An 11,917-nucleotide genomic window follows, 5' to 3' on the forward strand; every position below is an offset into this window, starting at 1 on the left:
TACGGCAAATTAATAACAACTAAAAATCCGAATTTAAGAATAAATTCGGATTAGTTATTTATATGTATTTATCGGGCTTATTACGCCAAAGATGGCTGTGGTAATTTAGGTAACTTAATCGTTAGTGCGATAATTAATGAAACAATTAACAATGCAAACATTAAATAGAACGTCGCGATAAAACCGCCGAAGATAGAAGCAACAATTGAACCAATGAAACTACCAACACCAAACCCTAAATAAATGATACCGTAATTTTTAGTAAGGTTATTCAAACCAAAGAAATCACTAACTAATGAAGGGAATACAGTAATTGTGCCACCAAAACTAAAGGCAATACAAGCAACAGCAACATAGAAACTCATCTGACTTTGATGAGCAAATAATAAAGCACACACACCGATTAGACATACTGCTAATGATATTGCGACAACCTTAGTACGCGCCATTTTATCGGATAACACACCTAAAACTAGTCGACCACCTAAGTTAGCTACAGCAATAATAGCCACGCTAGATGCAGCAACATCTAATGATAAATGTACATAGCCCTGACCGATGTCTTTTGCAACACCAATAACGTACAAACCACTCATACAAACAGTTAAGAAAACTAAAGCTAACATCCAAAATTGAGGACATTTCATTGATTGTGAAAGACTAAAATCACGTACTTCTGCAGCAGATTCTGTGGCAGAGACTTGTTGTTTAGGTGCATCTTTCATCATTAAGCCGCCAATGATAACCATGACCATTGCAATGATGCCCCAGTAATCAAATGTGCTTTCTAAACCATTATGCTCAAGGAAGTACATATTAATGAATTTAAAACCTAAACTCCCTAAACCATACGCACCAATCGCACAGGCAGAAATTAACCCTTTACGCTCAGGGAAAAACTTAACGCAGTTAGAGAGCGTCATTAAATAACCCGTACCGTCAGCAAAGCCAATTAACAATCCAGCAAAAATATATAATAGCCAAATATTGGTAGCATGAGCAGTAAGCAATAAACTCACACCCAATAAAACACCCGCCCCCAGAGTAACGTTACGTACACCAAACCGTTCTTGCATTTTACCCGCCATTGATGATGCAACGGCTAATGCCAAGCTCATAATACCAAAAGAAAAAGCGACACGACTTACAGGCTCAGATAACTTACCTGCAAGTTGAGAATTAAATAAACTCCATGTATAAACTGAACCTAAAGCAAACTGAGTAATAACAGTACCGAGTAACGTGAAATAACGGCTACGACTGGTGAGTTGAGTGGTCATGGTGACGTCCTTTTTTGGTGAAATACTCAAGGCCATATTGCAGATTGCCTTGCTGCTGTTCACCAAAATACGACAATAACCATAGATAACAAGGGGGTAATAAAACAATAAAATCAATGGTAACGTATAAGGAATAAAATGCAGTATAGCGGCATGAAATACATTTAGCCGCTAATCATATGTTGTGATTTACAACTGCATTAGATTACGAAAAGATTTTAAATTACTGCGACTCACAGGAATTTGTTGATCAACATGGTCCATTTTTATCATATAAGTACTATTGACCCATGGAATAATTTCTTTAACCTCATTAATATTAATGCAATATGAACGGTGACAACGGAAAAAATCACTAACAGGTAAACGTAACATTAATTCACTGATCGTCATTGATGCAATAAAGCACCCTTTCGCAGTATAAACCTGTGTTACTTTTTCATTAGCAATAGCACAACAAATATCGCTAATCGCCGTAACATGAATATGATTATTAAGTATTAAATTAATACTCTTACTACGTATATTAAGGATTGGTTGCGGTAATTCTTGTTCTTGAGCCCGCGCCTGTAACTTAGTTAATAATCCCATCACTCGTTGCTCATTAAGCGGTTTCAGTAAATAATCGACCGCTTCTAATTCAAACGCATCTACCGCATATTCTTTATAAGCTGTGGTAAATATAATTTGAGGCTTATGGGAAAATTGGGCAATATTACGTGCTAACAACATGCCATCAATTGACGGAACATTAATATCTAAAAAGACAATATCAACCTTATTAGATTGTAAAAATTTAAAAGCATCTAAACCGTCATCAAATGCTGCCACAATATTAATGGTGCTATGCTTTTCAATTAAATAGGTTAATTCTTCACGGGCTAAATATTCATCTTCTACAATCAACGCATTTAATATCATGATCTTAATCCTGATCTTTTATAAAAAACTGCATACTCGTTCCTTGCTCAAGCCGAGCAATATGTAATCCATCGCTATACAATAACAACAACCGCTGATGAACATTATTGAGTCCAATATGATGTGAATCTATTTTACCTTGATATAATCTATCAATCGTTTGCTGATCGATACCAACCCCAGTATCTGTAATTGTAACAACCACATCATCAACATTTTTTTTAACTGAAATAACTACTTTCCCAGCGACTCGTGACTGCTGAATCCCGTGTAAAATAGCATTCTCAACTAACGGTTGAATCAATAAACACGGTATTCGAGGGTGAACATCATCAATATCAAACACCACCTCAAGTTTTGATCCAAACCGTGCCTGTTCAATGGCAACATAATCACGTACTTGTTGAATTTCTTCTTGAATATCAATTAACCCAACATCACGTTCTAAATTGTAACGTAAAAAATCAGCCAAATTAGCAATCAATTGTCGCGCTTCATCAGGACGAATACGAATTAAAGTCGAAATAGCATTAAGTGCATTAAATAAAAAGTGTGGATTTATTTTACTTTGTAGGGCTGAAAACTCGGCTTTTGCTGCCATTTGCTTTAATTGTTCAATCCTTGAAACTTCCATTTGAGTGGATATTATTTGTGATAAACCAATCGCCATTTCACGCAATGACATGCGAATATGATCAGGCTGACAATAAAATATTTTAAGGGTGCCACTCACCTCACCATTTTCCCACAATGGAATAATAAGCAATGAGTGAAAATTATGTACGTTAAGGTTATTACTTATTATTTGTTCGCCACTTTCTACTGCTTGACGAGTCATTTGGCTGATTTTATGATGGGCATCTAAAAAGTGTTCTTCCCCACGGCCAACATAAGCACGAACATCTTGCGTATTAGTAATAGCTACCGCATCAGCTCCCGTATAAAAACGAATAATACTGCACACTTTTTGTAAGGCATGTCGCGTGTTAATACGAAAATAAGGTAAGGTTTTATTGGCAATCTCAAGGGCGAGCTTAGCTTGTTGCGCCGCTATCAGCTCTTGCTCTTCATCTAAATCTTGCACTAATTTAATAATTAATCCAATTGATAATGTACCAAAAATCATTGGAAAACTAATATGGGCAACAATATTATAAGCTTGGTCTTTATTATGTGATAACACCATAATCAATACCATTGTCAGTATTTCACAACACATTCCCGCTAAAATACCCAATTGGGCATAATTTTTTTTAGTACACTTACAATGGATCCATGTTGCTAATAAACCCGCAAAAATACTTGTTATTAAACATGCAACAGATGTAGGGCCATCAACATCAATTAAATAGCGATGAATACCCGCAACAATACCCGCGGGAATACCAACCCATGGACCAAAAATAATACCACCCGATAACACCGCAATAATGCGCACATTCACTAATGAACCATCAACATATAAACCGGTATAGGTACTAAATACTGCAAATAAAATAAACAATGCTGAAATCATTGCGGTTTCAACGGGTCTTCGATGAGTTTTCTTTACTATTGATTGAAACAATTGGGTACGCGTTAATAAAAATAATGTCATCAACATCAAGGCCGCGCGTTCAAATACGGCTAATAACATCATGAATTGTTCGATGTACATCGCTAAATCCTAACTATAAGTAAAATAATGAGACTCTTTAATCTATTTTCATAACATAAATCTATTACATATTTAAAGATTATGTTATTAGTGAAGTCTTCATGTTTTAATTAAAATCAACAATAACCAATTTAATATCAGTAATCGTAATTTGTGCCTCTTTTTTGATGCAATATGATAAATATTTTTAACCGTGACTAGGTTGTTATCAGGAGGCTGTTACAATAGTGATCTAAAGTTCAGCTATGCATGTATAGTTAATGCACCTGAACACTTCACCATAATTAACTTGAGATTGTTTTATGCCTTCACACCTAAGTACTATTTTGCAAAACGCTCAACTAGCAGATCAATTGCTATCTGAATCACAAACTCGCGGCTTTGTAACGGCAATGGCGGCAGCACCGCACCTTATTGATCCGACGGAATGGTTAGCTTTTATGTGGGGTGGCGAAGAAACATCACCTTTCGATAGCCATGAAGACTTAGAAACTTACGCAAAAGCTATTATTGAGATCTGGAACGAAGCGCGTGCAGCATTATTTGAAAGCACTTGGCAATGGCCTGAAGGCTGCGCTTTAGATAATAGCCAAATTGTTACCGATGCTACCAGCAACTTTTGTGAAGGTATGCTACAAGGATGGCAATTAGCGCGTGATGATTGGGAAACAATTATGCCACCAGATAGTGAAGATAACGCGTTACTTGGCGGTGTATTATTATCTTTTAGCTTATTATTTGATCCTGAAACTGCATTAGAAGCGTTAAAAGAACAAAATGCCGATGCACTAGCGCAATTTGAAGAAATCTTTAATGCGATCCCCGTTATGCTATGTGGCCTAACACAACGTGGTGCGCAATTAGTCGCAGCCCAGTAATATTCCCCAAAACAAGACTAAAAAAGGCGAGTTGATTTTTTAATGAATACTCATTTCACATCAACTCGCCATTTCGTTTTTATTCAGTTCGTTTTAATTAAGTAAGTAACTACTTACGCATTACCCTTTACTTGCAATTGTAAATCGGCGGCAAACGCTAACATTCTGTTGAGTGGAATAAGTGATTTCACACGAATGGCTTCATCAACAAAAATTTCATGTTGCGAGCCACCTTCAGCCAAGGCTGTATAAATAGCTTTTAAGCCATTCATTGCCATCCACGGACAATGTGCACAACTGCGACACGTTGCGCCTGCACCTGCAGTCGGTGCTTCAATTAATTCTTTATTGGGCACCATTTGTTGCATCTTAAAGAAGATACCTTTATCGGTTGCCACAATTAATTTGGTCTGTGGTAATGTTGTTGCGGCTTTTATTAATTGACTGGTTGAGCCAATAGCATCAGCTAATGCAACCACACTGGCAGGTGACTCTGGATGCACCAAAATAGCAGCATCAGGGTGTAGGTGCTTCATCTGTTTTAGAGCTTGTGCTGAGAACTCATCATGCACAATACACTCCCCTTGCCACAATAGCATCTCAGTGCCAGTTTGTTTTTGAATATAACCACCTAGATGGCGATCTGGACCCCAAATAATTTTATGCCCTTCACTATCTAAGTGATCAATGATTTCTAACGCGATACTCGATGTTACCACCCAATCAGCGCGGGCTTTAACAGCGGCTGATGTATTTGCATAAACCACAACCGTATGATCAGGATGCTGATCACAAAACTCAGTAAACGCATCAACAGGACAACCAAGATCGAGCGAACATTCAGCCTCTAATGTTGGCATTAACACTGTTTTTTCAGGCGTTAATATTTTTGCAGATTCACCCATAAATCGCACCCCGCAAACAATCAATGTTGTTGCTGAATGTTGATTACCAAAGCGCGCCATTTCAAGTGAATCACCAACAAAACCTCCCGTCGCTTCAGCTAAAGCTTGAATCTCTGGATCGGTATAATAGTGAGCTATTAGTACGGCATTATTGTTCTTTAGTAGTTGTTGGATTTCTTTAATGTAAACCTGCTTTTCATTATCCGATAAAGCGGCAGGTTTGGCTGGAAACGGATAGATCATTTCCGATGGATCAAATGTAATATTCATTATTCATTTGCTCGTCAGCATTCCTTACGTGTTTGATCATTATACGCATGATTTTTTAAATATCATCATTAACTAACAAACATAGCCATAACATCACAGACATATAAAACACCATTTGTGCGCATTATATTTCTAAAAAACATATATAAAAGTGAAAATTTATTAATTTTATTCTGAGAATCCTCTGAGAACATCTCAGAAAAAATATTATTGATATACGTCACAGTTTTAAAGGTCACTATATTAAATAATATCTTATCGCTTTATTGCAACGATTTAACTACCTGTAGAAGAGGTGAGACATTGGTGAAGGTCTATAACTATCATCAAGCTAGCCCTTACGGCATACAATTATAAATTAAGCCGAAAAGCCTTTCTCATTTGAGAAAGGCTTTATTTTTAAATATCAGGCTATTTTTTGAAACACAAAAAAACGTATTAATAATCTCTTTGGGTAAATGAGTATTACTTAATACTTTCACTATATTTACGTTTTGGCCAAAAAACACATTTGTTTCAAGATCTGTAACAGAAATAGGCTTATCGATATGTTCAAATATATACTTTATAAAGCGATAATTACCACTGCCATCACGCACTGAAATTACTTTATGTCCATCACAAAAAACAGTTTTCGTCTTATCATCAAAAGAAAGTCGTTTTTCTTTATTCTCAAAAGACATTAGTAAATAGACATAAGAAACAACCGTCATAATACAAAAGAAAACAAATATCACAATCATAAAGAGCTCCATATATTTAACCTATTTAACCTATTTAGCCTCTTTACAAATTTGAGGTATATTCTTCGCACTAACCCACTGCTGGAATCGTTGAGGATCACTTTGACATAAGGTAATAATTGAACCTATTTGTGCGGTCCAACCATCTTGTTTCCATAATTCTATATTTGCTAAAATCACTGCTTCTGAATGATCATTATGTAATGATTGCTCAATAATATTAAACGCATTCTCACCAGCCATTTTAGTGGCATAATCACGATTCATGTTAACACCATAAATCAATACACCACCAGTAATCCAACCAGAAAAAGCCAATAATACTAAGAATACCGATATTATTTTATTCATAGAATAACCTTGGTAGCTATATACGCAAACGGCATATTGTTACGATGGCAGAATCAGAAAGAATTTGCTTCAATTTGTCACGATCATTATCACAAATAGTCGTTACAGATCCTGTTTGAGCAGTCCAGTCATTTGCAAACCAGAATTGTATTTGTTCAATAATTTCTTGATCTGATTTTTTATTTTGCAGAGATTGAGAAACAATATTATAAGCATTTACCGTAATTTTATCATTAATAAAATCACGATCATTATTTAAATGGATAAATATTAAATAAGCGGCAAACAACCAACCTGAAATGGAAATTAATGAGTAACATAATATTTTTTTTTGACTTAGCAAAACAACTCCAGCTATCCATAGTATTAGTATTACATTTAGTAACAGCACTGATTTATTTAACAACAGCAAATAATACCAAAAAAAATAGTAAATTCCATGATAGTTTATGTTAGATAAAAATCATTTTAATACAGTTATTATTAATAGGCTAAAAAAGAATAATACCTAGCCAATAACAAATAAATAGCAAAAAAAACCCACATAAATGCAGGTTTAAATAGATTAATAACAATAAGTCTAGTGCTTTGATAACTTCAATAACGCAGACTGTGCTTGCTTAGCACTGGTCGAGTTCGGATATTCCTTCTCAACTTGAGTGTAGTAAGACATTGCTTTAACGGTATCATTACCTCGCTCAGCAATAACACCCAGTTTTAATAATGCATTTGCACGCTTGCTTGAATCTTTAATGCTCACAACAACTGCAAAATTCTTTGCCGCTTGAACTAAATCATTTTGAGCGAAATGAAGCTGACCAAGCCAATAACTTGCATTAGGCCTGTATACTGACTCAGGATAAGTGATTAAGAAAGATTCAAATGCTTGAGTCGCCCCTTGATAATCTTTCTTTTTCAAAATTAAATTTACTGCATTTTGATACGCATCATTCTCATTCATATTTTTAGAATATGTTTCTACTGATGCGTGACTTACCGCTTTAACTGCTGGCGTTGCTTTTACTGGTTGGCGACTTAACTGATCAACATCATTGTACAGCTGTCGTTGACGCTCTTTCATCTGCTTAATATCGTAACTATTACGTTCTACTTTGCCACGAATATTATCAATATCAGCCGACATTTGATCTAGCTGACGTTGAACTTGCAATTGTGATTGCCCTTGAGCTTCAAGCATACGTTCTAATGTTTGTAAATTAGCTGCTGAAGCAGGCGCGGCGACCACTTGGGTCGCCGCACCAACCAGCAACACTAATGCAAACTGACGCATTATTTTGTTACTGTTCATAATTATCAACCTAAATCTTAATTAATAAACGATCACTGCACGACGATTCTTCGCGTAATCAGCATCCGTATGTCCAAATAATAATGGTTTTTCTTCACCATAACTTACAATCGACATTTGATTAGCCGACACACCTAATGCTTGCAGGTATTGAGATACAGCGGTAGCACGACGCTCACCTAACGCAATGTTATATTCAGGCGTACCGCGCTCATCAGCATGACCTTGAACAACAACCTTGGTATTAGGATGATTACGTAAATATTCTGCGTGAGCCTCTAACATGTTTTGATACGCAGGTTGAATTTCAGCGTTATCAAATTTAAAAAAGACTGTTTGCTCTTCTTGACGCAACTTTTTCATTTGTTGCTCATGCAATTGTTGCTCAGTCATCGATCCACTTTGATCAATCGGCGTAGAGATTGTTGTTTGGCCAAGACCACTATTAATACCAACATTACCATTCTGGTTTTGAGACGCGGTAGAGCTGCCAGTACTATCTGTTGAACTACATGCAGCCAATGTCATCATTGGTAACGCAATGGCTAAGCCTTTTAAAATTCGGTTAAATTGCATCTATTTTCATCCTTCATCATTCAGTAATACCCATTAATTGGATATATTATTGTTCTATAATCCTATTATAGGAATGGACCCCAAGCAGGTGCTCGTACTCGTTTACTTGTCGATGGTAAACGCGCTTGGAATCGACCGTCAATAGACACTAGAGACAATTCATAACTATTATTTTGTGCTGAGCTATAAATAATCATACTGCCATTAGGGGCAATGCTTGGTGATTCAGCTAAATTTGCTTTTGTTAATATCTGAACAGCGCCACTTTTTAAATCTTGCTTAGCGATGTTGTAACCACTATTTGAACGATTCACCATCACTAAAAAACGGCCATCAGGGGTAATTTGAGCCCCCATATTTTGGCTGCCTTGCCATGTTACACGTTGAGTCTCACCTGTCGCTAAATCAAGATGATAAATTTGTGGACGACCACCACGATCTGACGTGAAATACATAGATTTTCCATCGGGCGTCCAAACTTCTTCCGTATTATTAGCGCGACCATGGGTTATCTGGCGTAATTGCTTTGTTTTAAGATCTTTAATATAAATCTGTAAACTACCCGTTTTTGATAATACCATTGCCAATTTTGTACCGTCTGGTGAAAATTGTGGTGAACCATTATGACGAGGATAATTAGAAATTAATTCACGCGTACCTTTATAAATATCCAGTACAAAAATTTCAGCTTTACCATTTTCAAAGCTTACATACGCTAACTTACTGCCATCAGGCGACCAAGCGGGTGACATTAACGGCTGCTTTGATTTTAAAACTACACGCTCGTTATAACCATCATAATCAGCCACACGCAATTGATACGGAAATTGTGCGCCCTGATTATCATCGACATAAGCTATTCGAGTTAAAAATGCACCTCGTTGACCCGTCAATTTTTGATAGATCATGTCTGAAATACGATGTGCATATTGACGCATCCGATTCGGTTTTACGACCGCACGGTTATTTAACAGTAAGTAATCACTCGCCGTACCTTGCGCATCACTATTTAGTTTACCTTTAACTATATCAACCAGTTGATAATTAATAACATAATTACCTTCTGCATTTTGAGTAATACTGCCAGTTACAACTGCATCAACCCCTAACTTAGTCCATGCACTGTAATTAATTTGACTTTCATTATAAGGGCGTTGTGGTAATTTATTATTCGCTATTGGACTAAATTTGCCACTTCGCTGCAAATCAGAAGCAATGACAGCTGATATATCGGTAGGTAATTTATTTTGACCTTGCCACTCAAAAGGTACTATTCCTATTGGGCGGGCGGAATCAACACCATCAGTGATGACTAAATCAAGTGCAGCATGTGCAAATTGGCTAACGCTTAGTAAGGCAAAAAATACGCCTATCATCCAACGTTTCATCAATCGCTCCTTAATAGTTACAAAAGCCGCAATCACTGTTACGGCAAAAAATAAAGTCAGTATTCACAAGTTCTACGAATAATCTACGGACTAACCGTTAAGTTGATTTCCCGTAATTGTTTAACTACATTGGGGTCATCTGGCATAGGAAATACATCCACTTGTAACACCGCTGATTTAGCAGCACGGCAAAGGGTGTCATTACCGGCTAACTGTGAGACATTCAACACTAAACCATTAGCTGCCAAACGTAATCTTAGCTTACATTTCTGACCTTTAAGGCTTTGATCGACCAATAAATTTTGTTGGATCAGTCCTTTAAACATCGAGCTATACTTAGCAATTTCATCATCAATATGCTGGTCTTTCACACCATCACGTTGCTCATTTTCAGCTTCTAATCCTGAAAGCATATCATTTAATGCTGCATCTTGTTTAGCTTGAGCATCTGCCTTCGCTTTAGCGTCTGCCTTCGCTTTAGCATCTGCCTTCGCTTTAGCATCTGCCTTCGCTTTAGCATCTGCCTTCGCTTTAGCATCTGCCTTTGCTTGAGCATCTGCTTTCGCTTTAGCGGCTACCTTCGCTCTAGCGTCTGCCTTCGCTTTAACGTCTGCCTTCGCTTTAGCATCGGCCTTCGCTTTAGCGGCGACCTTCGCTTTGGCGTCGGCCTTCACTTTAGCGTCTGCCTTCGCTTTAGCATCTGCCTTCGCTTTAGCATCTGCCTTCGCTTTAGCATCTGCCTTTGCTTTAGCGTCTGCCTTCGCTTTAACGTCTGCCTTCGCTTGAGCATCTGCTTTCGCTCTGGCTTCTATAGCCTGTTGCTGCTGTACTTGTTGTCGTTTTTTAGCTTCACGAGTTGCTTTTTCTGCTGTTAGCTTATCTTCTTTCAGCTGACGGATCCGCTCGGCATCAGTTTTGCGTTGTGCTTCAAGTGCAGCGGTTTGTTGTTGTAAACGAGCTTGACGGGCCAACTCAGCATTTTTAGCAGCTTGGCGTTGCTGACGAATTTGCTGAGCTTGTTGATTCAATATTGCAGGATCAATCATTGTCGCTTGAATGGTATTTCCTACCGATTGTTTTTTCTCAAAGGTAAAATCAGCGCCCCACAATAACAGCACAATAAATAATACATGTACAAGTACGGATATAATAACTGATGTCGAATAATTACTCTTTTTCATGCCTTAATTTCCAGGCTTATCGAGAGGATCTGTCATTAAACCTACAGATCCAACACCAGCATGGCTTAACGCATCCAAAGTTTCTACAATATTTGAATAAGGTGTGCGTCCATCCCCCCCTACCATAACCAATGTTTTAGGATTCGCCGCAAGCTCTGCTTTTACTCGAGCGACTAATTCATCAAGACTAAGGTCGTGTGCCATCTCTGCATTATTAATGCTCACCCCTAAGTGGCCATCTTTATCAACTTCGACAATAATAGGTGGTGTATTAGAATCAGGATTCATATCTGCAACGGTTTCAGCTGTTTGCGTCTTAGGTAAATCAACATCGACACCTTGGCTTACAAACGGTGCTGTCACCATGAAGATAATTAATAAAACCAACATTACATCAATATAAGGAACGACGTTAATCTCTGCCGTTATTTTGCGTTTCTTCGGTTGATAAGCCATTG

13 protein-coding genes are annotated in these 11,917 nt (G+C 37.3%); 1 reads left to right on the top strand and 12 read right to left on the bottom strand.

What is annotated here, in order from left to right; all coding sequences use genetic code 11:
- Positions 1-80 precede the first annotated feature (80 nt).
- The 3 genes from CIK00_RS01230 to CIK00_RS01240 all read right to left on the bottom strand — a co-directional run bounded on the left by CIK00_RS01230 (position 81) and on the right by CIK00_RS01240 (position 3,858).
- Positions 81-1,280, bottom strand: coding sequence for an L-lactate MFS transporter (locus CIK00_RS01230; protein ID WP_101767108.1), 1,200 nt, complete (start codon positions 1,278-1,280; stop codon positions 81-83).
- A 189-nt stretch (positions 1,281-1,469) separates the two neighbouring features.
- Positions 1,470-2,198, bottom strand: coding sequence for a LytR/AlgR family response regulator transcription factor (locus tag CIK00_RS01235; RefSeq protein ID WP_101767377.1), 729 nt, complete (start codon positions 2,196-2,198; stop codon positions 1,470-1,472).
- 7 nt (positions 2,199-2,205) lie between these two features.
- On the bottom strand, positions 2,206-3,858 hold the full coding sequence (locus tag CIK00_RS01240) for a LytS/YhcK type 5TM receptor domain-containing protein (protein ID WP_193435444.1): 1,653 nt from the start codon (positions 3,856-3,858) through the stop codon (positions 2,206-2,208).
- Between the two features lie 302 nt (positions 3,859-4,160).
- Between CIK00_RS01240 and CIK00_RS01245 the strand changes: the two genes are divergently transcribed.
- A complete protein-coding gene (locus CIK00_RS01245; RefSeq protein WP_101767109.1) occupies positions 4,161-4,736 on the top strand; it encodes a UPF0149 family protein in 576 nt (191 codons plus the stop codon).
- 113 nt (positions 4,737-4,849) lie between these two features.
- On the opposite strand, the gene nadA is transcribed toward CIK00_RS01245, so the two are convergent.
- The 9 genes from nadA to tolR form a co-directional block, all read right to left on the bottom strand.
- Complete coding sequence (gene nadA / locus CIK00_RS01250) at positions 4,850-5,911, bottom strand: quinolinate synthase NadA (RefSeq protein ID WP_101767110.1); 1,062 nt, start codon at positions 5,909-5,911, stop codon at positions 4,850-4,852.
- Between the two features lie 377 nt (positions 5,912-6,288).
- A complete protein-coding gene (locus tag CIK00_RS01255; protein WP_101767111.1) occupies positions 6,289-6,654 on the bottom strand; it encodes a hypothetical protein in 366 nt (121 codons plus the stop codon).
- Positions 6,655-6,684: 30 nt separating this feature from the next.
- The gene (locus CIK00_RS01260; RefSeq protein WP_101767112.1) at positions 6,685-7,005 is read right to left on the bottom strand and encodes a hypothetical protein; all 321 of its coding nucleotides are present in this window, start codon (positions 7,003-7,005) and stop codon (positions 6,685-6,687) included.
- A gap of 16 nt (positions 7,006-7,021) precedes the next feature.
- Positions 7,022-7,348: a hypothetical protein gene (locus CIK00_RS01265; protein ID WP_101767113.1), complete on the bottom strand. Its 327-nt coding sequence runs from the start codon at positions 7,346-7,348 to the stop codon at positions 7,022-7,024.
- A gap of 237 nt (positions 7,349-7,585) precedes the next feature.
- Complete coding sequence (gene ybgF, locus CIK00_RS01270; protein WP_101767114.1) at positions 7,586-8,314, bottom strand: tol-pal system protein YbgF; 729 nt, start codon at positions 8,312-8,314, stop codon at positions 7,586-7,588.
- Positions 8,315-8,335: 21 nt separating this feature from the next.
- The gene (gene pal, locus CIK00_RS01275) at positions 8,336-8,890 is read right to left on the bottom strand and encodes a peptidoglycan-associated lipoprotein Pal (RefSeq protein ID WP_101767115.1); all 555 of its coding nucleotides are present in this window, start codon (positions 8,888-8,890) and stop codon (positions 8,336-8,338) included.
- Between the two features lie 65 nt (positions 8,891-8,955).
- Positions 8,956-10,278, bottom strand: a complete 1,323-nt coding sequence (gene tolB / locus CIK00_RS01280; protein WP_101767116.1) for a Tol-Pal system beta propeller repeat protein TolB — start codon at positions 10,276-10,278, stop codon at positions 8,956-8,958.
- Between the two features lie 83 nt (positions 10,279-10,361).
- Entirely contained in the window at positions 10,362-11,459 is a 1,098-nt protein-coding gene (gene tolA / locus CIK00_RS01285; protein ID WP_101767117.1) for a cell envelope integrity protein TolA, read from the bottom strand.
- Positions 11,460-11,462: 3 nt separating this feature from the next.
- The gene (gene tolR / locus CIK00_RS01290) at positions 11,463-11,915 is read right to left on the bottom strand and encodes a protein TolR (RefSeq protein ID WP_101767118.1); all 453 of its coding nucleotides are present in this window, start codon (positions 11,913-11,915) and stop codon (positions 11,463-11,465) included.
- Positions 11,916-11,917 lie beyond the last annotated feature (2 nt).

Origin of the sequence: Photobacterium carnosum (genome assembly GCF_002849605.1) — a bacterium.
Taxonomy (GTDB): Bacteria; Pseudomonadota; Gammaproteobacteria; order Enterobacterales; family Vibrionaceae; genus Photobacterium; species Photobacterium carnosum.

Excerpts from the sequence above, each read along its gene's own strand:
- tolR (WP_101767118.1), bottom strand. The coding sequence starts at position 11,915 with ATGGCTTATCAACCGAAGAAACGCAAAATAACGGCAGAGATTAACGTC.
- CIK00_RS01245 (WP_101767109.1), top strand. The coding sequence starts at position 4,161 with ATGCCTTCACACCTAAGTACTATTTTGCAAAACGCTCAACTAGCAGAT.
- CIK00_RS01230 (WP_101767108.1), bottom strand. The coding sequence starts at position 1,280 with ATGACCACTCAACTCACCAGTCGTAGCCGTTATTTCACGTTACTCGGT.
- tolA (WP_101767117.1), bottom strand. The coding sequence starts at position 11,459 with ATGAAAAAGAGTAATTATTCGACATCAGTTATTATATCCGTACTTGTA.
- nadA (WP_101767110.1), bottom strand. The coding sequence starts at position 5,911 with ATGAATATTACATTTGATCCATCGGAAATGATCTATCCGTTTCCAGCC.
- tolB (WP_101767116.1), bottom strand. The coding sequence starts at position 10,278 with ATGAAACGTTGGATGATAGGCGTATTTTTTGCCTTACTAAGCGTTAGC.
- CIK00_RS01260 (WP_101767112.1), bottom strand. The coding sequence starts at position 7,005 with ATGAATAAAATAATATCGGTATTCTTAGTATTATTGGCTTTTTCTGGT.
- CIK00_RS01255 (WP_101767111.1), bottom strand. The coding sequence starts at position 6,654 with ATGATTGTGATATTTGTTTTCTTTTGTATTATGACGGTTGTTTCTTAT.
- ybgF (WP_101767114.1), bottom strand. The coding sequence starts at position 8,314 with ATGAACAGTAACAAAATAATGCGTCAGTTTGCATTAGTGTTGCTGGTT.
- CIK00_RS01240 (WP_193435444.1), bottom strand. The coding sequence starts at position 3,858 with ATGTACATCGAACAATTCATGATGTTATTAGCCGTATTTGAACGCGCG.
- pal (WP_101767115.1), bottom strand. The coding sequence starts at position 8,890 with ATGCAATTTAACCGAATTTTAAAAGGCTTAGCCATTGCGTTACCAATG.